Consider the following 25,613-nt stretch of genomic DNA (forward strand, 5'->3'; position numbering starts at 1 on the left):
CAGGTTAAGTTCACCGCATCCTGCGGCGACACCTGTGTGACCTGCGTCATGCAGGCCTTAGTTTGACTGACTACGCACATCGCTGTGCGATTTTATTAAAAATGAATTAACAGGTACGTTTTGTCTTGTTTAGTTTTCAAAGAACTTCGTGTGCTTCTCTCGAAGCGACTACTTAATAGTAACATTTTTAGTTAACTAGGTCAACACTTTTTTAAAAAAGTTTTTGCTAGTCATGTTTGTGTCTTTTAAAGACAACAGAAATGATTATACCATAATTCTTTTACCTGTAAAGGGTTATAGTAAAAAAAAAGCGCAGCTATTTCAGCTGCGCTTTTCTCACACTTCTTCTTGTGTTTCTTCATTCTCATCTTCTTCGTCTTTCTCTACTAATGCTACTGTAGCAACATGCTCTTCTTCCGCCATTCTGATGAGGCGTACACCTTGAGTGACACGACCGGTGATTGAGATGTCATTGATGTCCATTCTAATGAGTACGCCGCTGGCCGTAATTATCATTAGATCCTCTTCACCTTTAGTAGCTTTTACTGTTACTAATTGGCCGTTGTTCTCGGTGATTTTCGCTGTTTTGAGTCCTTTACCGCCCCGGCTTTGGGTTCTGTACTCTTCAGCCGGAGTTCGTTTTCCGTAACCTTTTTCAGTTACGATAAGGACATGTGATTCTTCCTCTAATATCTCCATGCCGACGACAACATCGTCATCGGTCAGGGTGATGCCTTTTACGCCTGCCGCAGTTCTTCCCATTTCCCGGACATCTGTTTCAGGGAAACGGATCAGCAAACCATTTTTCGTTCCGATGATCATTTGTTTTGTACCGTCAGTCAGGCGTACACCCATCAATTCATCATCCTCACGAAGACTAAGAGCGATTAGGCCATTGTTGCGGATATTAGCGAACTGAGACAGCGAAGTTCGTTTTGAAACCCCGTGCTTAGTTGTGAAGAAAAGGTAAAGCTCCGCATTGAATTCAGTGACTGGAATAATTGCGTTAATCCATTCACCCTTTTCTACCTCCAGCAGGTTAATAATCGGGATTCCTTTTGCTGTTCTGCCGTATTCAGGGATTTCATACCCTTTTGCACGATACACTTTCCCCTTGTTCGAGAAGAAGAGAATCGTGTCATGAGTTGACGTAGAAATCAAATGCTCAACGAAATCATCTTCGTTTGTTCCCATCCCCTGTACACCTTTTCCGCCGCGTTTTTGACTGCGGTAAGTTGATGCAGGAAGACGTTTGATGTACCCGTTGTGTGTCAGAGTGACGACGATATTTTCTCTATCGATAAGATCTTCATCTTCAATTGTTTCTAGTCCAGAAGTGACGATCTCCGTGCGTCTTTCATCGTTGAAGCGCTCTTTGATTTCAGTGAGTTCTTCACGAATGATCTCAAGCACTTTATATTCATTTGCCAGAATGTCTTTTAGCTCTGCAATTAATTTAACAAGAGATTGGTATTCTTCTTCGATCTTTTCACGTTCTAATCCTGTTAAACGCTGTAGCCTCATATCGAGGATCGCTTGTGCTTGCTTCTCTGTCAGTGAGAATTGTTCAATTAGACCTGTTCTAGCTATTTCAGCCGTTTGAGAATTACGGATAAGGGAAATAACTGCATCGAGATGATCAAGAGCTATTCTCAAACCTTCCAAGATATGAGCTCTCGCCTCCGCTTTACGCAATTCATATGCCGTACGGCGTCTGATTACGACTTTTTGATGGTCAAGGTAATACTCTAGGCACTGCTTTAGATTTAAAACTTTCGGCTGGCCGTCAACAAGCGCAAGCAGATTGATACCAAAAGATGTTTGTAGCGCAGTTTGTTTGTATAGGTTGTTTAAAATAACATTCGCATTGCCATCGCGTCTGATCTCAATGACAATTCTCATACCTGTACGATCTGACTCATCACGCAGATCTGTAATGCCCTCTATCTTTTTGTCCCTAACGAGATCAGCAATTTTCTCGATTAATTTCGCCTTATTTACCTGGTAAGGTAACTCTGTAACGATAATTCTTTCTTTACCTGAAGATGTTTGTTCAATCTCAGCTTTTGCCCGAATCGTAATAGAGCCTCGGCCCGTTTCGTATGCCTTCCGTATACCGCTTCGTCCCAAGATTTGCCCGGCAGTCGGGAAATCTGGCCCTGGAATAACTTCCATAAGCTCTGAGATTGTCATGTCCGGATTCTCACTGACAGCTAGTACACCGTCAATGATTTCTCCAAGCTGATGCGGAGGAATGTTTGTTGCCATACCTACCGCAATGCCGGCAGCGCCGTTTACAAGCAGATTCGGAAATCTTGAAGGCATTACAACGGGTTCTCTTTCTGACCCGTCATAGTTGTCCTGATAATCGATTGTGTCTTTTGTGATATCTCGAAGAATTTCCATCGAAATCTTAGACATTCTTGCTTCTGTATAACGCATGGCAGCCGCTGAGTCTCCGTCAACAGAACCGAAGTTCCCGTGACCGTCAACGAGCATGTAACGGTAGTTAAAATCCTGCGCCATTCTGACCATGGATTCATATACCGCTGAATCACCGTGCGGGTGGTATTTCCCGATAACTTCTCCGACGATACGCGCCGATTTTTTATAAGGCTTGTCACTCGTCATGCCCAAATCATTCATTGCATACAGAATCCGTCTATGAACCGGTTTTAAACCGTCACGAACATCTGGAAGAGCACGTGACACAATAACGCTCATTGCATAATCCAAGAAGGACGTACGCATTTCCTGACTGATATTTATTTCACGAACTTGTGGTGTGTTTTGTTCACTCATTAAAAAACCTCCCTGAAGTATCACATGAAATATGTGGGAGTAGATTGTCCATTATGATCTTCAATACGATTTCACTATTCTCCATTATATCAATAAACTTATGATTATACACATTAAATTGCTAGAATATATAGGTATTGCAAGCTTTACTGCATCTGCCCTTGTTCAGAAAAAAGCCTTATTTCTAATTGGAAATAAGGCTTTTTATGATTAGATGTCAAGATTTTTAACGTATCTCGCATTCGCTTCTATGAAGTTTCGGCGCGGTTCTACTTTGTCACCCATTAGCATTTCAAATGTCTCATCCGCATCCATAGCATCTTCTAGAGTTACCTGAAGAAGTGTTCTAGAGCTAGGGTCCATGGTTGTTTCCCATAGCTGGGTAGCATTCATTTCACCAAGACCTTTATATCGCTGCAATCCCGGCTTAGGCGTTTGAGGCAGAGCTTTTAACAGATCATCAAGCTCCTTGTCATTGTATGCATATTCAACACGTTTCCCCTGCTGAACCTTATAGAGCGGCGGTTGCGCAATGTACACGTAGCCATTTTCGATAATTTGGCGCATATATCTGTAAAAGAACGTTAACAACAGTGTCCTGATGTGCGCGCCGTCAACGTCGGCATCTGTCATAATGACAACTTTATGGTAACGGGCTTTCTCCAGGTTGAAATCTTCCCCAATACCTGTGCCGAGTGCTGTAATCATAGAGCGTACTTCGTTGTTAGAAAGGATTTTATCCAGTCTGGCTTTTTCAACGTTCAGGATTTTACCTCTAAGCGGCAAAATGGCTTGGAAATGCCTGTCGCGTCCCTGTTTAGCAGATCCTCCGGCAGAGTCACCCTCTACGATATACAACTCGGAGATGCTCGGGTCTTTTGAAGAGCAGTCCGCTAACTTACCAGGAAGGTTTGAAATTTCCAAAGCGCTCTTGCGGCGTGTTAATTCACGCGCTTTTTTCGCAGCCATTCTTGCTCTTGCCGCCATTAAACCTTTATCGACAATTTTTTTGGCCGCGTCTGGATTTTCCAGCATAAATGTTTCCATTGCCGTAGAAAATAACGTATCGGTAATCGTCCGCGCTTCTGAGTTGCCTAACTTTGTTTTCGTTTGGCCCTCAAACTGCGGATCAGGGTGTTTGATTGAAATAATCGCGGTCAGCCCTTCTCTTACATCATCCCCGCTTAAGTTTGGGTCATTTTCTTTAATAAGCCCTTTTTTCCTGGCGTAATCGTTGATAACACGAGTCAGACCCGTTTTAAAGCCCGCTTCGTGGGTACCGCCTTCATACGTGTTAATGTTATTTGTAAATGAGTAAATGTTGCTTGTGTAGCTGTCATTGTATTGTAAAGCCACCTCAACCGTAATGCCGTCCTTTTCGCCTTCAATGTAAATCGGCTCTTCATGGACAACTTCTTTAGAACGGTTTAAATACTCTACATAACTTTTAATTCCGCCTTCGTAATGGTACTCATTTTTGCGCTCTTGTCCTTCACGTTTATCTTCAATCGTGATGTTTACGCCTTTTGTCAAAAAGGCTAATTCGCGCACGCGGTTAGCAAGCAGATCATAATCATACACAGTTGTTTCTGTGAAAATTTCAGGATCAGGGACAAAATGTGTCGTCGTTCCAGTATGATCTGTTTCGCCAATGACTTCAAGGTCTGAAACCGGAATTCCGCGTTTATAGGTTTGACGGTGGATCTTACCGTCACGGTGTACTGTTACAACAAGCTCGGTTGAAAGCGCGTTTACGACTGACGCACCTACACCGTGCAATCCTCCTGACACTTTATAACCGCTTCCGTCAAATTTTCCTCCAGCATGAAGCACTGTCATAATGACTTCTACCGCAGGACGGCCCATTTTTTCATGAATACCGACTGGAATGCCACGGCCATTATCTATTACCGTGATGCTGTTGTCTTTCTCAATTTGAATATTGATATCCGTACAATAACCGGCGAGGGCTTCGTCAATACTATTGTCGACAATTTCCCATACCAGGTGGTGAAGGCCTTTGCTGTTTGTTGAACCGATATACATCCCTGGTCTTTTACGAACAGCTTCCAATCCCTCTAGTACCTGTATCTGATTTTCATCATAACTGTTTTGCTGCTGTTCCATAGCCACGTCATTCACCTACACTTTTCTAAACGATATATTCGTGATCAAAAATTTCTAAGAATCTATTTCAAACATAAATTGCGCACGTTTTTTTAATGTGCCGGAAGATAAGGGAGAGTAATATATATTCTGAACCGTGACTACGATAGATTTGGGCGTGCCGTTTACGGAAGGCACCACCTTGTGTTTCTGTTTTTTCAGAAATTCTTCAACAATAGGCGACATGTTGGCTTTAAAGTCAAAAATGCCGACAATATCTCGTGTTGAAACCACAAAGTCATCACCTAAATGAATATACAATTGCCCACCTCATTTCTTCACTTCACTAACGCACCGTTTTGCACACGGAACATTCCTGCTTGACGTAAGGTTTCGTGATCAATGCCATCAACGCTTGTCGTTGTGACAAACGTTTGCACACGGCCTTGGATCGTATGAAGCAAGTGTGACTGGCGATAATCATCCAGCTCACTCAGTACATCATCCAATAGTAAAATGGGGTATTCTCCGATTTCTTCATGGATCAGGTCAATCTCCGCCAGCTTAAGGGACAATGCCGTGGTTCGCTGCTGTCCTTGAGAACCATACGTCTGCACATCGCGTCCGTTCACATAGAAAAGAACATCGTCACGATGAGGCCCTGACAGCGTAACACCGCGCTCAATTTCTTTTTCTCTTAATTTAGAAAACGCTTCTTGATAGCTATCTCCTATTTTCGACAAGTCTTTAGGATCTGATACCTCAAGAGCCGTATGGTACTTCAGGGTCAGCTCTTCAAGCCCTCTTGAGATGCCCGCATGGATAGGCTGAGCCCATTTTTCGAGCTGCGCTGTAAACTGCAGGCGTTTTACGACGACTTTTGCCGCAACTTCTACAAGCTGATCGGTTAAAACATCGAGCATCGTTCTGTCAGTTTGTTTTCTTGTTTGCAGCTGCTTCAAAAAATGATTTCGCTGGGAAAGGATTTTCTGGTAAAGAGAAAGGTCATGCAGGTAAACAGGAGAAACCTGTCCGATTTCCATGTCAAGAAACCGCCTTCTCACTTGAGGGCTTCCCTTTACAAGATTTAAATCTTCCGGCGCGAACATAATGGTGTTGAGGGCCCCGACATACTGGCTGAGCTTTTGCTGTTCAATATGATTGACCTTGCCCTTTTTACCCTTTTTGGAGATGACGAGCTGCATCGGGATCGCCCCGTTTTGCTTCATCACTCTTCCCTCTATTTTAGCATAGTCTTTGTCCCATCGTATAAGTTCTTTGTCATTTGACGTCCTGTGCGACTTCGCCATGGACAAGACATAGATCGCCTCCATGAGATTTGTTTTCCCCTGGGCGTTTTCTCCGATGATCACATTTACTTTATTTTCAAATTGAAGTTCAGCATGGTCGTAGTTGCGGTAAGATGTCAGTTCTAAGTTCTGGATATACAATCATTGTCACCCGCTTTAATTGACGACTTGAAATGAACCAAATCCTTCAATCTCTACCACATCTCCAACATACAGCTTTCTGCCGCGGCGGTTGTCCGGCTCGTTGTTCACAAGCACTTCATGCTCACTTAAAAACCACTTCGCCATACCGCCTGACTGGATGACATCGGCTAATTTCAAGAATTGCCCGAGTGTAATCATCTCTGTATCAATTGAAATCGGATTTGCCATTATATCGACCTCTTTCAAATATCACTAATATCTAATTGTACTAAAAAAAAACGAAATAGGGAAAGGGAAAACTTGTCGGAGCAGATACCGAATAGAAAAGCTGCCGAAAGGGTCGGCAGCAGTGTATCGGATTAATAGGTTCTGACAGGAAGGATAAGCTGTACAATCGTTTCATCATTCGGTGTGCGAATTAAGAAAGGTCTCATTGCACCTGTAAAGCTTACTCGTATTTCTGCTCCTTCAAGCACCTTTAGTGCATCCAGCATATATTTTGGACTAAATGAGATATTTAATTCCTCACCTTCGATCTGATCAGCAAGAATCGCTTCTACAACTTTTCCGATTTCAGGTGAGTTGGAAGAAATCTCAATGGATTCAGCTGGTTTCGCAGACAGCTTCACCACGTTGTTGCGTCCTTCTCTGGCTAAAAGAGATGCACGATCAATTGCCTGAAGGAATTCTTTTGTGTTCACAATGATTTCTGTTTTGCTTTCTTGCGGAATCAGGCTGGTTGTATCTGGATAATTTCCGTCCAGAAGCCGTGAGAAGAATAAAACATTTTTCGCTTTAAACAGAACTTGGGTTTCCGTGATCACGATATCTACCAGTTCCTGGTTGTCGTCCAAAATCTTGCTGAGTTCAGTTAAGCTTTTTCCCGGAATCACGACGTTATAAGATCTGTCTTCTGGAATATCAAGTTTTGCCTTTCTTAATGCAAGACGGTGGCTATCCGTCGCAGTGCATAATAATTCGCTTCGCTCCACTTTCCAGTTTACACCTGTCAAGATAGGGCGTGTTTCTGAGGTGGACACCGCGAATACTGTTTGTCTGATTAGATTTTTTAACAAGTCAGTTGGAATCTGAATCGCGTGATGTTCTTCAATCTGCGGCAAGTGCGGATACTCATCAGCATCCAGGCCGTTTAGATTAAATTCAGCTTTGCCTGAACGGATAATCGTCAGATACTGATTTTGCACTTCGATTTCTACAGTTGCCATCGGCAGTTTTTTTACAATCTCACTAAAGAAGCGGGCTTGCAGAACGATGCTTCCAGGCTGTTCTATTGTGACGATCTCCTTATCTCCGTCTTCTTTTGGAATGAAGGATTCAATTGAAATATCTGAATCACTTCCTGTAAAGGATACGCCATCATCTGATGCAACAATTTTAATACCAGTCAGAATGGGAATCGTAGTTCTGGATGAAACTGCTTTTAATACATCTTGGACACTTTCAACAAGACGATCTTTTTGAATCGTGAATTTCATTTTTATCCTCCTAACGGATAATGTATTAATATATATATTTTTAAAAAATAGTAGAAGTAATAGTAGGGCTTGTGGATTTGTGGATAAGTTGTGAAAAAGATAGGAAACACAGCCTATCCACATGTGGACAGACTGTGTATGACTTCTGAAAAGTTATTCACACTTTCCCCGATTAATCCCCGGTCCTGCTATTTAAGCTGTTCTTTAATTTCTTTTACATGCTGCTGAAGCTGTTCATCATCTGCCAGCAGTTTTGAAATTTTTTCATGCGCATGAATAACGGTCGTGTGGTCACGGCCTCCAAACTCTTCACCGATTTTAGGAAGAGAGGAATCAGTCATTTCCCTCGATAAGTACATGGCGATTTGTCGCGGATAAGCTACTGATTTTGTTCGTTTTTTTGCTTTGAAATCCTCGAGTTTAATATTAAATTGCTGGCCTACTACCCTCTGAATTTCTTTTATCGTGATGACTTTCGGTTTTGAAGAAGGAATAATATCTTTCAACGCCTCAGCGGCCAGATCAGCATTAATATCTTTATTAATTAAAGATGAGTAAGCAACAACTCTGATTAATGCTCCTTCAAGTTCCCGAATATTGCTGTCGATTTGATTTGCGATATAAAGCATAACCTCGTTTGGAATATCGAGGCCCTCCGCTTTGGCTTTTTTTCTTAAAATTGCAATCCTCGTTTCTAAATCTGGCGGCGTGATATCCGTAATCAAGCCCCATTCAAAACGTGAACGCAGTCTGTCTTCAAGTGTCGGAATTTCTTTTGGAGGTCTGTCACTTGAAATGACGATTTGTTTGCTTTCTTCGTGCAATGTGTTAAATGTATGGAAAAATTCTTCCTGAGTCTGTTCTTTCCCCGCTAGAAATTGAATATCATCTATCAAAAGCACATCAACATTTCGATAGCGATTGCGGAAGTCGACGGCTTTATTATCTCGGATAGAGTTGATGAATTCGTTTGTAAATTTCTCAGAAGATAGATAAACAACTTTGGCAGAAGGATTATGATCTATAACATAATGGCCGATCGCATGCATTAAGTGTGTTTTTCCTAAGCCGACGCCCCCATAGATAAATAAAGGGTTGTATGCTTTTGCGGGTGCTTCCGCAACTGCGAGGGAAGCAGCGTGTGCAAATCGGTTTCCAGATCCGATGACAAAAGTATCAAAAGTATATTTTGGATTGAGCATATTTTGAGGAAAATCAGATGTATCTTCTTTGACCGCCTTTTTGACTTGCGGTTTTGGCAAAAAGTCTTCAACATCTTGATTTTGAGGAATGACAAACTTAATGCTCAATTCTTCCCCGGTTAATTCATATATAGTATCTGCAATCAGATGCAAGTATCTGGACTCCAGCCAGTCTCTGGCAAATTCATTAGGAGCCGTGATCGTTAATGTATCTCCCTGCAGTGAGTGCGCTTTGGTTGATTTCATCCAAGTCTCAAAACTCGGTTTGCTCAATTTTTTTTCGATTTGAGCAAGGGCTTGGTTCCACAGGTCTAATATATTTTCCATCCTCCAGCACGTCCCTCCTTTTCATAGAAAATGGTGTCTTTCTCTGTTATAGAACACAAAAAAAGAGCAAATGGCGCTTGCCATTCGTACACATTAAATGTTGAAAACATATAATATAGTAGATAAATAGCTTTTCGACAAATTTCACAACTTGTGGACAACCTTCTACACAAGCTGTGTGAAATCAATCCACAACTTATCCACACTTTGTGGATAAAGAGTAAAGGTAAGATTAGTAATCAAGAGTTAAAACACAAATATAATACCAAATTAAACGAGAGCTTGCAATGGTTGTCACAATCTTATCCACAAAGCGGACAACCTGTTGAAAAAATCTTGTCCACAGAGGTTGGTAATGTGAAAATGTTGTCGATAACCACTGTGGATATTAAAAAAGAGCTAAAAAGATATCCACATTCGTATTTTTAGAGCAGTTTTTCTGATTTTTTTTCGTTAAATTAAGGAATCTAAAAAATAAGGTTTCGAAAGTCAGGAAGGTGTGGTATCCTATTATGGTTACAAGAAATAAAAGCACTAGTGAAGTTGACAATGAATAGGTAACGCAAATATAATAATTAAGACTGTCTTTAACAGCTATTCCTCGAGGGAGGTGTCATAAATGAAAAGAACATTCCAACCGAATAACCGTAAACGCAGTAAAGTTCATGGCTTCAGAAGCCGTATGAGTTCAAAAAACGGTCGTCTAGTTTTAGCACGCCGTCGCCGTAAAGGCAGAAAAGTATTATCAGCTTAGGCCACTGAATAATGTCAGTGGTCTTTTTTCACTTTATAGGAAAAAGATAGATGTGATGCATAATGAACCGGGGGGTATTCCCTGGTTCTGATGCATCTCATTTTCATCATAAATTTTAAAAGTTTCTGCCAGCCAGTATCGGAGTGAGTCATTTGAAGAAGCGAAATCGTTTAAAGAAAAATGAAGATTTTCAAAAAGTGTTTAAGCATGGGACATCAATAGCGAATCGCCAGTTTGTCTTATATATGCTTGATCAGCCTGAAAACGATGAGCTGCGCGTCGGGCTTTCCGTCAGCAAAAAAATTGGCAATGCTGTGATGCGAAATCGGGTCAAACGTTTGATTCGGCAGGCTTTTCTTGAAGAGAAAGAAAGACTGAAGGAAAAGGATTACATCATTATTGCTAGAAAACCGGCGAGCCAGTTGACATATGAGGAAACGAAAAAAAGTCTGCAGCATCTATTCAGGAAGTCTTCTTTATATAAGAAATCTCCGTCAAAGTAGGCATTATCACTGCTTGCTTACAACTTTTAAAAGCGCTTCCTTTCTGGTTGATCAGAAAAAGACACCATTTAAAACTGAAAGATGCTAAAATACATACAAGTATGATTTGCAATAAAAGAGTGTAAAGATTAATTATAGGAGGAAATGTTGTTGAAAAGGAGAATAGGGTTGCTATTAAGTATGGTTGGCGTATTCATGCTTCTGGCTGGATGCTCGAGTATGAAGGAGCCGATCACTGCAGATAGTCCGCATTTTTGGGACAAGTACGTAGTATTTCCATTGTCTGAGCTCATTACGTATGTTGCGAAATTGACGGGGGATAACTATGGACTATCAATTATTCTTGTTACCATTTTAATTCGTTTATTAATTTTACCGCTGATGATTAAGCAGCTGAGAAGTTCAAAAGCGATGCAGGCTTTACAGCCGGAAATGCAAAAGCTTAAAGAAAAATACAGCTCAAAGGATCAAAAAACACAGCAAAAGCTTCAGCAGGAAACAATGGCTTTATTCCAAAAGCATGGTGTCAATCCGTTGGCGGGATGTTTCCCGATTTTAATCCAGATGCCGATTTTAATTGGATTCTATCATGCGATCATGAGAACACAGGAGATTTCAGAGCATAGTTTCTTATGGTTTGACTTAGGAGAAAAGGATCCATACTATATTCTTCCTATCGTTGCCGGTGTTGCTACATTTGTTCAGCAAAAACTGATGATGGCGGGCAATGCGCAGCAAAATCCGCAAATGGCGATGATGCTTTGGATTATGCCGATTATGATTATAGTATTTGCGATCAACTTCCCGGCGGCTCTTTCTCTTTATTGGGTAGTCGGTAACTTATTTATGATTGCACAAACTTTCCTCATTAAAGGACCAGATATTAAAAAAAGCCCTGAGCCGGAAAAAGCCGGAGGAAAGAAAAAGTGAGGAATGTGACTGCTGCAGGGCGAAATGTCGACGAAGCAGTACAGTCCGGATTGCAAGAGCTGGAATTACCGAAGGATAAGGTAGAAATTACCGTTATTGAAGAGGGAAACAAAGGGTTTCTCGGTATTTTCGGTAAAAAGCCGGCGGTCGTAAAGCTGGTTGAAAAGATTGATCCGATTCAGCAAGCGAGGTCTTATCTTCAAACGATTGCCGAAGCGATTGCCGGGAAGTCTGATGTGACTGTTCAAGAAAGCAAAAAGGCAGTGCGTTTCCATATAACAGGTGAAAAAGCGGCATTGTTGATTGGGAAAAGAGGACAAACCTTGAATGCCCTTGAAACTTTGACACAGCTTGTCCTTAATCGCTATCCAGGTCAATATAAAAATGTGACGGTGGATGCAGAAAACTATCGTTTGAAAAGAAAAGAGACACTGAGTCAGCTGGCCATCAGGCTTGCAGACCAGGTCCTGAAAACGAAAAAAGCAGTTCATCTTGAACCTATGCCGTCCAGTGAAAGAAAAATTATTCACGATACTCTTTGTGGATATGCAAATCACCAGATCAAAACATATTCAATGGGTGAAGGCGAAAATCGCCATCTCGTTATTTCCCATAAAAGATAGCATAAAACCGAAGTCCGATAAAAAAGGGATTTCGGTTTTTTTGTATGAGAAAAATCTATTTTTCCTTGTCATATCAAGCTTTTGCCGTTTAAGTTTTTTCTTTTTAGGTGTATCCTGTTGATAAAAAGGAAGTTCAGGAAATAAAATTAATTGTTATTCACATGTGGATAAGTTAAAGTAATAGGAGGCGAATTCCTAATTCTGTGGATAACACATCTTCCACTTCGAACCAAACTATGTTATCTTTTAGTTTTGGCATAATAAAAATTTTTTATATAGATGAAAGTATCAGTAAAGAGAGGTGAAAAGCATGGATACAATTGCAGCAATTTCCACTCCGATGGGAGAAGGCGCGATTGCGATTGTACGGTTGAGCGGACCAGAAGCAATTCAAATCGCAGATAAAATTTATAAAGGACCGAAGGGAAAAACACTCAGCTCGGTCGAATCACATACGATTCATTATGGTCATATCGTAGACAGACCTTCGGATCGTGTCGTTGAGGAAGTAATGGTATCAGTGTTAAAAGCACCGAGAACTTTTACACGTGAAGATGTTATCGAAATTAACTGTCACGGGGGAATTGTGACTGTGAACCAAGTGCTTCAGCTCGCATTGAGAGAGGGAGCGAGACTGGCAGAGCCTGGTGAATTTACGAAACGCGCGTTTTTAAACGGCCGAATTGATCTTTCACAGGCGGAAGCGGTTATGGATTTAATCAGAGCAAAAACGGACCGGGCAATGAACGTCGCCATGAATCAAATGGAAGGGCGTCTTTCTGCTTTGGTGCGCCGTTTACGCAGTGAGATTTTAGAAACGCTGGCCCACGTTGAGGTGAATATAGATTATCCGGAGTACGATGATGTAGAGGAAATGACACATCAGCTTTTGGTTGAAAAGGCAACCGCCGTGAAAAAAGAAATAGAGGCGCTGCTGAGGACTTCTGAGCAAGGAAAAATCTTGCGAGAAGGTCTTTCTACAGTCATTATCGGCCGGCCGAATGTAGGAAAATCATCTCTTCTGAACAGTCTTGTACATGAGGCAAAAGCCATTGTAACCGATATTCCCGGAACGACTCGGGATGTAATTGAAGAATACGTTAATGTAAGGGGCGTTCCACTTCGTCTGGTTGATACAGCAGGTATTCGTGAAACAGAGGATATTGTTGAACGAATCGGTGTTGAACGTTCTCGCCAGGTTCTAAAGGAAGCAGACCTGATTTTACTTGTGCTTAATTATAGTGAAGAGCTTTCTGAAGAAGACGTAAAGCTTTTTGAAGCAGTTGAGGGCATGGACGTTATCGTGATTATGAATAAGACTGACCTTGAGGCGAAGATTGACAGTGAGCGTGTCCGTGAGCTTGCCAATGGACGTCCTGTTGTCACGACATCTCTATTAAAAGAGGAAGGCATCAATGATCTGGAAGAAGCGATTCAATCACTGTTCTATACGGGTGCCATTGAAAGCGGAGACCTGACTTATGTCAGCAACACACGTCATATCTCTATTTTACAGCAAGCCAAACGAGCCATTGAAGATGCGCTTAGCGGCATCGAACAGGATGTCCCGATCGACATGGTGCAAATCGACCTTACAAGATGCTGGGAGCTTTTGGGGGAAATCATCGGAGATTCTGTCCACGAAAGCTTAATTGATCAGCTCTTTTCTCAATTCTGTTTAGGAAAATAATAAAAGGAGGAACTAAAATCATGGGGTATGAAGCAGGCCAATACGATGTGATTGTGATTGGCGCCGGGCATGCCGGTGTTGAGGCAGCCCTCGCATCAGCACGCCAAGGCGCCAAAACGCTTGTCTTAACCATCAACTTAGATATGGTTGCATTTATGCCATGTAATCCGTCTGTCGGCGGCCCCGCAAAAGGGATTGTCGTCCGCGAAATTGACGCGCTCGGCGGAGAAATGGGCAGAAACATCGATAAAACGCATATTCAAATGAGAATGCTGAATACTGGAAAAGGTCCTGCGGTTCGTGCATTGCGTGCGCAAGCAGACAAATTCCAATACCAGCACGAAATGAAAAATACGCTTGAAAAAGAACCAAACTTAACAATGCTGCAAGGAATTGTGGAACGGCTGATTGTTGAAGACGGCGAATGCCGTGGTGTTATTACACAAACCGGCGCGCATTATCGTGCGAAAGCAGTTGTCATGACGACAGGGACATATTTAAGAGGACGAATCATTCTTGGTGATCTGTCTTACTCAAGCGGCCCGAATAACCAACAGCCTTCTATTAAGCTTTCTGAGCATTTGGAGGAACTGGGCTTTGATCTCGTTCGTTTTAAAACAGGTACGCCGCCTCGCGTTAAAAGTGACTCGATTGATTACAGCAAAACGGAAATTCAGCCTGGTGACGATGTGCCTCGCGCTTTCTCATATGAAACAGTGGAATATATTACAGATCAGCTTCCTTGCTGGCTGACATATACAAGCCCTGAGACACATGAGATTATTGACAGCAACCTGCACCGTTCACCGATGTATTCCGGTATGATCAAAGGTACGGGCCCAAGATATTGCCCGTCCATTGAAGATAAAGTTGTCCGATTTAATGATAAACCGCGTCACCAAATCTTCCTTGAGCCGGAAGGCAGAAATACGCAGGAAGTTTATGTTCAAGGTTTGTCTACTAGTCTTCCAGAGGACGTGCAGCAAAGAATGCTTGCAACGATTCCTGGTCTTGAAAATGTGCAAATGATGAGAGCCGGCTATGCGATTGAGTACGATGCGATCGTACCGACACAGCTATGGCCGACACTTGAAACGAAAAAAATCACAAACCTTTACACTGCAGGCCAAATTAACGGAACATCCGGTTATGAAGAAGCTGCGGGACAAGGGATTATGGCGGGCATCAATGCAGGACGAAAAGCGCTTGGAAAAGAAGAAGTGATTCTAAGCCGTTCTGACGCCTACATTGGTGTTTTGATTGATGACCTTGTAACAAAAGGAACCAATGAACCATACCGTCTTTTGACATCACGTGCTGAATACAGATTGCTTCTTCGCCATGACAATGCTGATTTGCGTCTGACAGAAATCGGACACCGCATTGGATTGATTTCTGATGAGCGATATGCAGCTTTTGAGAAGAAAAAAGCGGCGATCGAAGCGGAGAAAAAACGTCTGCACTCTGTCATTATCAAGCCGTCTCCGGAAAATCAAGAATATATCCGTTCTCTTGGCGGAAGCGAATTGAAAGATGGAGTTCGCGGCACAGACTTGATGAAACGTCCTGAAATGAACTATGAAACAGTCACAAAACTGGCGCCGCCAGAAGTGCCGGTTCCGCAAGACGTAGCAGAACAAGTAGAAATCCAAGTGAAATATGAAGGATATATTGAAAAATCCCTTCAGCAAGTGGAAAAACTGAAGAAGATGGAAAACAAAAAAATTCCGGATCGAATTGATTACGACGCAATCAAAGGGATCGCGACTGAGGCGCGTCAAAAGCTGAAAAATGTGCGTCCTTTGTCTGTTGCCCAAGCTTCCCGCATTTCCGGTGTAAACCCGGCGGACATTTCAATTCTATTGGTGTATTTAGAGCAGGGACGCATTGCGAAGATAGCCGAGTAGAAAGGATGACGGCATGAATATTGAAGAATTCACTTCTAGTTTGGCGGGAAAAGGGATCACCCTTTCTCCCCGTCAGCTGGAGCAATTTGAGCTGTATTACGACATGCTGGTTGAATGGAACGAAAAAATCAATCTGACTTCAATTACAGAGAAAAAAGAAGTGTATCTTAAGCATTTTTATGATTCCATTACAGCTGCTTTTTATGTCGACTTCAATCAAGTGAACACGATTTGTGATGTCGGAGCGGGAGCGGGATTTCCGAGTCTTCCGATTAAAATATGCTTTCCGCACCTCCATGTCACAATCGTGGATTCACTCAACAAGCGGATTACATTTTTAGAGAAATTGTCTGAAGCTTTGCAATTGGAGAATACGACATTCTGCCATGACCGAGCTGAAACATTCGGACAGCGGAAAGACGTACGGGAAAGCTATGATATTGTGACCGCGCGAGCAGTTGCAAGACTATCTGTTTTGAGCGAACTTTGCCTGCCTCTGGTGAAGAAAAACGGTTTATTTGTTGCTTTAAAAGCCGCATCAGCTGAAGAAGAACTGAATGCAGGCAAAAAAGCCATCACGACGCTTGGAGGAGAACTTGAGAATATCCATTCCTTTAAGCTGCCTATTGAAGAAAGCGATCGTAACATTATGGTGATACGCAAGAACAAAAATACACCTAAGAAGTATCCAAGAAAACCGGGGACTCCTAATAAATCGCCAATTGAAGGGTAATTTAGACAGCCTGATATGACAATACCATCATATTTTCATCAAAATTGATGGATGTACAGCAGGAAAAACCATGAGAAAATAGAATTATAAAAATGGCAGTTTTTAAAGGTGGTGTAGGTACATGAAGCATTCATTCTCTCGTTTCTTCGGGCTTGGTGAGAAGGAACAGGAACCGGAGATTGCTGAACATGAGACAAACAAAGAAGAGATTCTGGAAATACCGGTAAATGCTATCGTTCCCAACCGTTTTCAGCCACGCACCATTTTCTCAGATGAAAAAATCAAAGAGTTAGCAATGACCATTCATACACACGGCATTATTCAGCCGATTGTTGTCCGGCATACAGAAGAAGAAGGCCAATACGAACTCATTGCAGGTGAAAGACGCTGGAGAGCGGTACAATCGCTCGAGTGGGAAAAGATTCCGGCTATTATTAAGGATTTTTCCGACACGGAAACCGCTTCTGTGGCGTTAATTGAAAACTTGCAGCGGGAAGAACTGTCTTCTATTGAGGAAGCGCATGCCTATGCTCGGCTTCTTGAGCTGCATGACTTAACACAGGAAGCACTCGCACAGCGTTTAGGAAAAGGGCAATCCACAATTGCGAATAAGCTGCGGTTATTAAAGCTGCCCCAGCCGGTCCAAGACGCGATTATGGAAAAGAAAATCACTGAACGTCATGCCAGAGCGCTGATTCCGCTGAAACAGCCTGAGCTCCAAGTCACACTGCTCACAGAGATTATTGAGAAAAGTTTAAATGTAAAGCAGACGGAAGACCGCGTGGTGAAAATGCTGGAGCAAGGCCAGAGAAAACCAAAGCCTAAACGCAAAGCGTTCAGCAGAGATACAAGAATTGCAATGAACACGATTCGCCAGTCACTATCAATGGTTGAAGACAGCGGTGTAAAATTGAATACGGAAGAAGAAGAATTTGAAGAATATATTCAATTAACGATTCGCATACCAAAATAAAAGCTCTCCTAAAAAGCAGGAGAGTTTTTATTTTTATGGTAAAAGGGAATTAATTACTTATAGTGAATAATGCTATATTAGAATTCTTTTTTTCGAGCCTGTGGATACATTCTTTAGTATTTTGCGGAGAATCACTGCAAACGTGATGGCATGACGAGAGCCGATCAGACGATAACCAGGTCATAGCTTCTTTCTTGATCCACTTTGTCGTTTTTTTCGTAAGAAATTTGATGTTTGTTCAGTCCAGCTTCAATGATCAGATGATTTCTCTCAATACATATTTCAGATCAATAAAGCACCAAATGATGAGCACGCTTAAAAGAGTCAGCAGATTAAAAATGATCCAGCCTGAAACCCTCACATTTCCCAGCATAAAAGGACATTGGCGTCTGCTTGTATCAGTAATATAGGAATGCAATCATCAGCGTAACAGGTATATCTTTCTTTGTTTTATAAACCAAGTTCTCACCGTCCTGTACGTTCTGCACTAAAACTTCTTCTTTAAAAAATTCCTTTTTTAAGACAAAAAAGCATGGAAATTGCAGAATTTATAAGAGAAAGCATATAACATGCTTGAATTTTCAATTATTTCCCTTCTGAATCGGAACAAAATGATGAAAAAAATGAAACGCTTTAATCTTTTTTTGATAGAATAGAAGCAAGATAGTACATGTTCATGTGAAAGTAGGTGACATCGTGGGAAAAATCATAGCAATTACGAACCAAAAAGGCGGAGTGGGCAAAACAACGACGTCTGTCAACCTTGGGGCATGCTTAGCTTACATAGGGAAAAGGGTTCTGCTGGTAGATATTGATCCGCAGGGGAATGCAACAAGCGGATTAGGGATTGAAAAAGCCGATGTAGAGCAGTGTGTGTACGATATTTTAGTAGATGATGCAGATGTAATAGATATTATTAAAGCAACGACAGTAGAGAACTTGGACGTGATTCCTGCGACGATTCAGCTTGCCGGAGCTGAAATCGAGCTGGTCCCGACGATTTCTAGAGAAGTAAGACTGAAAAGGGCGCTTGAAGCAGTAAAACAAAATTATGATTATATTATCATTGATTGTCCGCCGTCATTAGGGCTGCTGACGATTAACGCGCTTACTGCCTCAGATTCCGTTGTGATTCCTGTACAATGCGAATATTACGCCTTGGAGGGGCTCAGCCAGTTATTAAATACAGTACGTCTTGTGCAAAAGCATTTGAATACTGATTTAATGATTGAAGGTGTATTGCTGACAATGCTTGATGCCCGTACGAATCTCGGCATCCAAGTAATTGAAGAGGTTAAAAAATATTTTAGAGATAAAGTATATAAGACGGTTATTCCGCGTAATGTCCGTCTGAGCGAGGCACCGAGTCACGGAAAACCCATCATTTTATACGATCCGCGGTCAAGAGGAGCGGAAGTATATTTAGATTTAGCAAAGGAAGTGGCTGCGAATGGCTAAAGGCCTTGGAAAAGGGATTAATGCGTTGTTTAATCAGGTCGATTTGTCTGAAGAGACAGTTGAAGAAATCAAAGTTGCCGATTTACGCCCTAATCCTTATCAGCCAAGAAAACACTTTGACGACGAGGCATTAGCTGAACTAAAAGAATCTGTGCTTCAGCATGGCATTCTTCAGCCTCTAATCGTCAGAAAATCTCTAAAAGGCTATGATATTGTTGCGGGCGAACGGCGTTTTCGAGCGGCAAAGCTTGCTGGTTTAGACACAGTTCCGGTGATTGTACGTGAATTATCAGAGGCATTAATGAGAGAAATTGCTTTATTGGAAAACCTTCAGCGTGAAGATTTATCGCCGCTTGAAGAGGCTCAGGCCTATGACTCCTTGCTGAAACATTTAGATCTCACGCAAGAACAGCTTGCCAAACGTCTTGGGAAAAGCAGACCGCATATTGCGAATCATTTAAGATTGCTGACTCTGCCAGAAAACATTCAGCAGCTTATTGCTGATGGTACGCTTTCTATGGGACATGGACGCACGCTTCTTGGCCTGAAAAACAAAAATAAGCTTGAACCGCTTGTACAAAAAGTGGTTGCGGAGCAGCTCAATGTTCGCCAGCTTGAGCAGCTGATTCAGCAGTTAAATGATAATGTTTCACGTGAAACAAAGAAAAAAGAACCTGTGAAAGATGCGGTTCTAAAAGAACGGGAATCTTATCTCCAAAATTATTTTGGCACAACGGTTAATATTAAAAGACAAAAGAAAAAAGGTAAAATTGAAATCGAATTTTTCTCTAATGAAGATCTTGACCGGATATTAGAACTTTTGTCTGAACGAGAATCATAAATAAAGAAACCATCTTTCAAGCGAAGATGGTTTTTGGTTTATATACGTCCAGTTAGCCTGTGCAGCGGGTTCAGGCGTTCCTGCCTCCACTCTGTTCGATCTGTTAAACTCAATCCTTCAGCAAGAACATTGGCCATATTCATGACCAAGTGTAACCTTGTATTTTGCAATACAAAGTATTCCATAAAACCACTCACATTCACAATTCCGTTAATATGAAGATCTCCCACTTCAGGAAGGTCTTTTTGCACACCGGCACCAGGCTTTAATGGCCCTTCTCCGATTTGAAACGAGCCTACACTTTTGACACGTCCTAAGCATGCATCGACTGCTATAATAAATGGTTTTTTATGTAACCTTTGAATGTCATTGATTTTATCCTTCATGTTCACAGCATGGACAGGATCAGATAAGGTTCCATAGACATGGAATCTGGTGAGTGACATTTGTTTGAGTTTCATTCCTACGAGCGGGCCTAATGAATCACCGGTTGAACGGTCTGTTCCGATACAAACCACGACAATTGGTTTGCCGGCAGCTTTACGTAAGGATGAAGATAGAATGGTTTGGATTTGTTTTGCAGCTGCTGCATCTGTATGTGAAACATATTGCTTTGCTCGTTCCTGAGAGGAAAAAAGCCCGCCTTTTCGATTCATAGGTTTCACTTCCTTGTTATAGTAGGTAACAAAATTGCTATGGGGTGTGCTTAGTTATGTAAGGTTGTTTACAGTATATCCAGCAGTACGATTTTTTATGCTTTGTGTATGACAACGGATATTGCCAAAAAATAGAGGAGTGATATAGAGGATTGATTAGAAGTATTGTGCCCCAATGCCTCTATAATGTTCAAGCACAGACTGTTTATAAAATATACTGACGAAGTTAAGAATGCTGGGAATTGAATTGATTTTCAATCCGCCTGTTATCCCGACCTTGTCATACACATCAGCAGTTTCTGGGAGAAGATGCATACAGAGGTGCTTTCCTTATTTCCAGGGGCCAATTAAATCCCGTTTAGACTGCCTGAATCGGCAGTTTTTTATGTGTATTTCGTATGGTAATTTCACCTTATGGTCAATGTCTATGAAAATATGGCATGTTTGCTTTCAGTTATTTATATAGTATCAGTAACGGAACAAGCTGAACTCTGTGCTATGAGGTGATGATGTTGTGGAGAGCCGGAATGAAGTGGATGCTGCTCATATTAGGGAGCCTGATCGGGGCCGGATATGCGAGCGGTCAGGAGATATGGCAGTTTTTTGGAGTGGAAAGCGGACTTGCTATTGTGTTATTTACAATCATGTTCGTTTTCTCGTCTTATATTGTGATGAAAATCAGTTTTAAGGTTCAATCCACTCATTTTCTGCCGGTTCTGGAACATTTGATGGGACCATGGCTGGCGAAAATTTATGATGTCCTTATCGTTTTTTATTTGTTTTCAACGACTATGGTGATGATTGCCGGAGGCGGTGTGACCCTGCAAATGTACAAGCTTCCTTTCTGGTGGGGAATTGCACTGATTTGCATCGTGACAGTGTGTTTGTTTCTCTGGGATGTGAAAGGAATATTATCAGTAAATGGTTTTTTAATACCTGTTTTAGTAGCAGGGCTGCTTTATGCGCTGATCTCCTTTCAGAGCACCCATCACCATACGTGGACAATTGATCTGACTCGGCAGTATAACTGGCCTGCGAGCATTACGTTTACCTCTTTAAATATTCTTTCAGTTGTCGCGATTTTATCCTCCGTTGGGAAAGAAATGAAAGGGCTCGGAGAAGCGAAGATCGCAAGTGTGGCAAGCGGACTTATTTTTGGCGTGATCTCTTTTGTTTATAATGAAACGTTAGTGGAGCTGGCGGGCTCCCTTTCTCAGTTTGAGATACCGTTGTTTGCTGTTTTGGAGGGAGCGCCTTATCTCCTTTTTTTATGTATGACGGCAGTGCTGTGTCTTGCGATTTACACGACGACAGTAGCTGGTTTACTGGGGCTGTCCAGCCGGCTGATGGCGTTTGTCCATATGCCGAGATGGATGATTGTGTTGTTTCTGTTAGTGTTCATGGTGCCTTTTACTTCTTTCGGTTTTTCTGATTTGATCGCGTTCTTGTATCCGATATACGGGATGCTGAATTTATATTTGCTAGTTTGTCTGCTGTTATATCCTATTTTAAGCAAATGGAAATAATAGGATTCCCTTCTTTTCGGATATCTTGATTGCTCTTATGATCAGTTTTTTTGTACAATAGATACAGCAGTCTATGAAAAGAGGTGAAGGGTCTTGGCGGATAAAGACTTTGGCCTGAATGATATCGTAGAAATGAAAAAACCGCATCCATGCGGAGCGAACAGCTGGAAAATTATACGCATGGGAATGGATATTCGAATTAAGTGTGAGGGATGTTCTCACAGTGTAATGATTCCGAGAAAAGAATTTGAAAGAAAACTAAAAAAAGTACTTGTCAAGCATGAGGAGCCTACTTCGTAAAAAGGCCGGCACTCATGCTTTTTCATATAGAAGGTAAGGAGAAGACGGCGATGAGCAAAGTGCATCAGTCAGCATGTCCGCTGAATTGCTGGGACAGCTGCGGCTTTTTGGTGACTGTTGAAGACGGAAAGGTAACAAAGGTAGACGGAGATCCGAACCATCCGATTACGGAAGGCAAAATCTGCGGCCGCGGCAGAATGCTTGAGACAAAAACAAATTCGCCTCAGCGGCTCCGCTATCCGATGAAAAAACAAAATGGCGAGTTTGTGCGGATTTCCTGGGATCAGGCACTTGATGAAATTGCCGACAAACTTCGGGAGATCAAGGAAACGTCGGAGACGACTGCTGTTTTGCACAGCCACGATTATGCGAATAACGGTTTGCTGAAAGCGCTAGATCAGCGTTTTTTTAATGGATATGGCGGTGTGACTGAAATCGTCGGAAGCATATGCTGGGGCTCCGGTATCGAGGCGCAAAGCTGGGATTTCGGCCGTTCGTACGGACACGGCCCGCTTGATATTTACAACAGCAAACATGTTGTTGTGTGGGGAAGAAATGTATCCAGAACAAATATGCACTTATACCATCACTTGCAGCAGGTGAAGAAAAAGGGAGCCACAATTACGGTGATTGACCCGATCTTCAACCCGACTGCCAAACTTGCAGACCGCTATATCTCTGTCAAGCCGGGAATGGATGGCTGGCTTGCGGCAGCTGTTTTAAAGGTTCTGATAGAGACGGGAAGAACCGATGAGACGTTTATTTCTGAGCACTCTGTCGGTTTTGATGATGTGAAAGAGCTTTTGAACACCATTCCTTTAGAAAAGTTTATTGTAAAAACAGAAACTTCTATGGAGGAGCTGGAGTATCTGGCCGATTTGTATGCTGATGGCCCGGTGTCTACTTTTATGGGCCTTGGTATGCAGCGCTATAAAAACGGCGGCGAAACGATTCGCTGGATTGATGCACTCGTTGCGGCAAGCGGAAATGTCGGAATAAAAGGCGGAGGCGCGAATTTCGGAAATGTCCAAATTGGTGAAAGCTTTGCGAAAACGAAGCTGACGCTGCCGGAATTAAAAACAGCATCACGTTCGTTTTCAATGATGACACAGGCCGAGGAGGTGCTGACGGCTGTTGATCCAGCAATCGAAATGATTATCGTGACGTGCGGAAACCCGCTGACCCAGGTGCCAAACACAAATAAAGTGAGACAAGCGTTTGAAAAGGTTCCGATGACGGTAGCGATTGATTCTATCATGACGGATACGGCAAAGCTATGTGACTATGTTTTGCCGACAGCCACTGTTTTTGAAGAAGAGGATATCTACTATTCCAGCATGTATCATCATTACGTTCAGTATGGGAAAAAGCTTGTGGAGCCGCAGGGTGAAGCGAAGTCGGACAGCTGGATCTGGTCAGAGCTTGCAAAACGCCTTGGATTTGGCGAGTTGTTTGAACACAGCACTGAAGAATTTTTGGAAATGGGGCTTTCTTCATTGGAAGAAGAGGATGTGACGCTTGAGCGATTGAAAGAAAAAGGCCATCTCCCTCTTCCGGTTAAACAAGTGCCATGGGATGACTATCAGTTTTTGACGCCGAGCGGAAAATTTGAATTTACTTCGTCGCTAGCTGAGGAAAAAGGATTTAACGGCGTGCTTGAATTAAATGTGCCCGAAGAATCTGCTTTCCATAACGAGGATTTAGCTGGAAAGTATCCTTATACGCTGTTGTCCATTCACCCGCAGCGTTCTAATCATTCTCAGCATGTGCCGTTTATTGAAAAGCTTCAGCATATTCAAGTGGATATTTCTCCAGATATAGCGGCTGAGCAGAATCTTCAGGACGGAGACGAGGTTGCCATCTTTAATGACCGCGGGCGCTTGACGGGTAAGGTGAAGGTGATGAAGCAGGCTCATCCGAAAACGATTAATATAGATGAAGGCATGTGGGCGGCTTTTGGAGGTTCAGTCAATGCACTGACAAATGATACAAATTCTGATAATGGTATGGGAAGCACGCTTTTTGACTGTTTAGTGGGCTTGAAAAAAGCATAACCAATGGGATTGGCAGGCTGAAAATGCTTTTTTGTCAGCTTGTCTTTTCCAGTGAACCTCCTTATAATTGCTCTAGGTTCAAAATACGTTTATACAATGACGGTTTTATATAGAGGAGATGAAAGAATGGCTTTAACAGCTGGAATTGTTGGTTTGCCAAACGTCGGGAAATCAACGCTATTTAACGCAATTACACAGGCCGGTGCCGAATCAGCCAACTACCCGTTCTGTACAATTGATCCGAACGTGGGAATTGTAGAAGTACCTGATGATCGTCTGCAAAAGCTGACTGAGCTGGTCAAACCAAAGAAGACTGTGCCGACTGCTTTTGAATTCACTGATATTGCGGGGATTGTAAAAGGCGCGTCTAAAGGAGAAGGCCTCGGTAATAAATTCCTTTCTCACATTCGCCAGGTTGACGCAATTTGCCACGTTGTCCGTGCTTTTTCTGATGACAACATTACACACGTTTCCGGAAAAGTTGATCCGATTGATGACATTGAAACGATCAACCTTGAGCTGATTCTCGCTGATATGGAAACTGTTGAAAAGCGGATTACGCGCGTCAGCAAACTTGCGAAGCAAAAAGATAAAGAAGCTGTATTTGAGTTTGAGATTCTGTCTAAACTGAAAGAAGCGTTTGAGAGTGAAAAGCCTGCTCGTTCTGTTGAGTTCACTGAAGAGCAGCAAAAGCTTGTGAAGCAGCTTCATTTGCTAACTTCGAAGCCTATTTTATACGTAGCGAACGTTAGTGAAGATGAAGTAGCTGATCCTTCCGGTAATGAAAATGTAGCGAAGATTCGCGAGTACGCTGCCGGCGAAAATGCGGAAGTTATCGTTGTTTGTGCGAAAATCGAATCTGAAATCGCTGAGCTTGAAGGCGAAGAAAAGCAAATGTTCCTTGAAGAGCTGGGCATTGAAGAATCAGGTCTTGATCAGCTGATCAAAGCGTCTTATTCCCTTCTAGGCCTTGCAACATACTTCACAGCCGGAGAACAGGAAGTCAGAGCTTGGACATTCAAAAAAGGCATGAAAGCCCCTGAGTGTGCGGGAATTATTCATAGTGACTTTGAGCGCGGCTTCATTCGTGCTGAAACTGTTGCTTATGAGGATCTTATTGCGGGCGGCGGTATGGCAGGAGCGAAAGAAGCAGGAAAAGTCCGTCTTGAAGGAAAAGACTACGTGGTAAAAGACGGAGATGTTATTCATTTCCGATTTAATGTATAGGATGCAGTTGTAAAGGGACAAGAGCTTTGGTATAATATAAAATTGTGAGTA

General features: G+C 42.3%; 22 protein-coding genes and 1 pseudogene. 14 read left to right on the forward strand and 9 right to left on the reverse strand.

Going from position 1 to position 25,613, the window contains the following annotated elements; genetic code table 11:
• Positions 1–336: 336 nt before the first annotated feature.
• The 7 genes from gyrA to dnaA all read right to left on the reverse strand — a co-directional run bounded on the left by gyrA (position 337) and on the right by dnaA (position 9,387).
• On the reverse strand, positions 337–2,802 hold the full coding sequence (gene gyrA / locus MOF34_RS07595; RefSeq protein WP_019716416.1) for a DNA topoisomerase (ATP-hydrolyzing) subunit A: 2,466 nt from the start codon (positions 2,800–2,802) through the stop codon (positions 337–339).
• A 210-nt stretch (positions 2,803–3,012) separates the two neighbouring features.
• On the reverse strand, positions 3,013–4,929 hold the full coding sequence (gene gyrB / locus MOF34_RS07600; protein WP_019716415.1) for a DNA topoisomerase (ATP-hydrolyzing) subunit B: 1,917 nt from the start codon (positions 4,927–4,929) through the stop codon (positions 3,013–3,015).
• Positions 4,930–4,983: 54 nt separating this feature from the next.
• A complete protein-coding gene (remB, locus tag MOF34_RS07605; protein ID WP_019716414.1) occupies positions 4,984–5,229 on the reverse strand; it encodes an extracellular matrix regulator RemB in 246 nt (81 codons plus the stop codon).
• A 17-nt stretch (positions 5,230–5,246) separates the two neighbouring features.
• A complete protein-coding gene (gene recF / locus MOF34_RS07610) occupies positions 5,247–6,359 on the reverse strand; it encodes a DNA replication/repair protein RecF (RefSeq protein ID WP_014112268.1) in 1,113 nt (370 codons plus the stop codon).
• Positions 6,360–6,374: 15 nt separating this feature from the next.
• A complete protein-coding gene (rlbA, locus tag MOF34_RS07615) occupies positions 6,375–6,590 on the reverse strand; it encodes a ribosome maturation protein RlbA (RefSeq protein WP_003219264.1) in 216 nt (71 codons plus the stop codon).
• 131 nt (positions 6,591–6,721) lie between these two features.
• Positions 6,722–7,858, reverse strand: coding sequence for a DNA polymerase III subunit beta (gene dnaN / locus MOF34_RS07620; protein ID WP_268399585.1), 1,137 nt, complete (start codon positions 7,856–7,858; stop codon positions 6,722–6,724).
• A gap of 188 nt (positions 7,859–8,046) precedes the next feature.
• Positions 8,047–9,387: a chromosomal replication initiator protein DnaA gene (gene dnaA, locus MOF34_RS07625; RefSeq protein WP_019716412.1), complete on the reverse strand. Its 1,341-nt coding sequence runs from the start codon at positions 9,385–9,387 to the stop codon at positions 8,047–8,049.
• Positions 9,388–10,006: 619 nt separating this feature from the next.
• Between dnaA and rpmH the strand changes: the two genes are divergently transcribed.
• The 8 genes from rpmH (at position 10,007) to noc (ending at position 17,500) form a co-directional block, all read left to right on the forward strand.
• Positions 10,007–10,141, forward strand: a complete 135-nt coding sequence (rpmH, locus tag MOF34_RS07630) for a 50S ribosomal protein L34 (protein WP_003178075.1) — start codon at positions 10,007–10,009, stop codon at positions 10,139–10,141.
• 152 nt (positions 10,142–10,293) lie between these two features.
• On the forward strand, positions 10,294–10,644 hold the full coding sequence (rnpA, locus tag MOF34_RS07635; protein ID WP_019716411.1) for a ribonuclease P protein component: 351 nt from the start codon (positions 10,294–10,296) through the stop codon (positions 10,642–10,644).
• 144 nt (positions 10,645–10,788) lie between these two features.
• A complete protein-coding gene (gene spoIIIJ, locus MOF34_RS07640; protein ID WP_050542701.1) occupies positions 10,789–11,574 on the forward strand; it encodes a YidC family membrane integrase SpoIIIJ in 786 nt (261 codons plus the stop codon).
• The gene (jag, locus tag MOF34_RS07645; RefSeq protein ID WP_268399587.1) at positions 11,571–12,197 is read left to right on the forward strand and encodes an RNA-binding cell elongation regulator Jag/EloR; all 627 of its coding nucleotides are present in this window, start codon (positions 11,571–11,573) and stop codon (positions 12,195–12,197) included. Before spoIIIJ ends, jag begins: the two co-directional genes overlap by 4 nt.
• A gap of 310 nt (positions 12,198–12,507) precedes the next feature.
• Positions 12,508–13,887: a tRNA uridine-5-carboxymethylaminomethyl(34) synthesis GTPase MnmE gene (gene mnmE, locus MOF34_RS07650; protein WP_003219255.1), complete on the forward strand. Its 1,380-nt coding sequence runs from the start codon at positions 12,508–12,510 to the stop codon at positions 13,885–13,887.
• A 20-nt stretch (positions 13,888–13,907) separates the two neighbouring features.
• The gene (gene mnmG / locus MOF34_RS07655; RefSeq protein ID WP_268399589.1) at positions 13,908–15,794 is read left to right on the forward strand and encodes a tRNA uridine-5-carboxymethylaminomethyl(34) synthesis enzyme MnmG; all 1,887 of its coding nucleotides are present in this window, start codon (positions 13,908–13,910) and stop codon (positions 15,792–15,794) included.
• 13 nt (positions 15,795–15,807) lie between these two features.
• Positions 15,808–16,527, forward strand: a complete 720-nt coding sequence (rsmG, locus tag MOF34_RS07660; RefSeq protein WP_019716407.1) for a 16S rRNA (guanine(527)-N(7))-methyltransferase RsmG — start codon at positions 15,808–15,810, stop codon at positions 16,525–16,527.
• Positions 16,528–16,648: 121 nt separating this feature from the next.
• Positions 16,649–17,500, forward strand: coding sequence for a nucleoid occlusion protein (gene noc / locus MOF34_RS07665; protein WP_019716406.1), 852 nt, complete (start codon positions 16,649–16,651; stop codon positions 17,498–17,500).
• Positions 17,501–17,549: 49 nt separating this feature from the next.
• Here the strand turns inward: noc and MOF34_RS07670 are convergent.
• Positions 17,550–17,961, reverse strand: a pseudogene (locus tag MOF34_RS07670) (hypothetical protein).
• A 235-nt stretch (positions 17,962–18,196) separates the two neighbouring features.
• On the opposite strand from MOF34_RS07670, the gene soj reads away from it, so the two are divergent.
• Positions 18,197–18,958: a sporulation initiation inhibitor protein Soj gene (gene soj, locus MOF34_RS07675; RefSeq protein ID WP_003219244.1), complete on the forward strand. Its 762-nt coding sequence runs from the start codon at positions 18,197–18,199 to the stop codon at positions 18,956–18,958.
• A complete protein-coding gene (spo0J, locus tag MOF34_RS07680) occupies positions 18,951–19,799 on the forward strand; it encodes a stage 0 sporulation protein Spo0J (protein WP_268399592.1) in 849 nt (282 codons plus the stop codon). The genes soj and spo0J overlap by 8 nt, the downstream gene beginning before the upstream one ends.
• Positions 19,800–19,837: 38 nt before the next feature.
• On the opposite strand, the gene yyaC is transcribed toward spo0J, so the two are convergent.
• Complete coding sequence (gene yyaC / locus MOF34_RS07685) at positions 19,838–20,455, reverse strand: spore protease YyaC (protein ID WP_268399593.1); 618 nt, start codon at positions 20,453–20,455, stop codon at positions 19,838–19,840.
• Positions 20,456–20,964: 509 nt separating this feature from the next.
• On the opposite strand from yyaC, the gene MOF34_RS07690 reads away from it, so the two are divergent.
• The 4 genes from MOF34_RS07690 to ychF all read left to right on the forward strand — a co-directional run bounded on the left by MOF34_RS07690 (position 20,965) and on the right by ychF (position 25,562).
• Positions 20,965–21,981 carry a hypothetical protein gene (locus MOF34_RS07690; RefSeq protein ID WP_268399594.1) on the forward strand — a complete coding sequence of 339 codons (1,017 nt, stop codon included), beginning with the start codon at positions 20,965–20,967 and terminating at the stop codon, positions 21,979–21,981.
• A gap of 93 nt (positions 21,982–22,074) precedes the next feature.
• Complete coding sequence (locus tag MOF34_RS07695) at positions 22,075–22,281, forward strand: DUF951 domain-containing protein (protein ID WP_003219236.1); 207 nt, start codon at positions 22,075–22,077, stop codon at positions 22,279–22,281.
• 50 nt (positions 22,282–22,331) lie between these two features.
• A complete protein-coding gene (locus MOF34_RS07700) occupies positions 22,332–24,335 on the forward strand; it encodes a molybdopterin-dependent oxidoreductase (RefSeq protein ID WP_268399596.1) in 2,004 nt (667 codons plus the stop codon).
• 126 nt (positions 24,336–24,461) lie between these two features.
• Complete coding sequence (gene ychF / locus MOF34_RS07705) at positions 24,462–25,562, forward strand: redox-regulated ATPase YchF (protein ID WP_268399598.1); 1,101 nt, start codon at positions 24,462–24,464, stop codon at positions 25,560–25,562.
• The last annotated feature ends 51 nt before the right edge of the window (positions 25,563–25,613 follow it).

Source organism: Bacillus sp. T17B1, assembly GCF_026796395.1.
Classification (GTDB): Bacteria; Bacillota; Bacilli; order Bacillales; family Bacillaceae; genus Bacillus; species Bacillus spizizenii_A.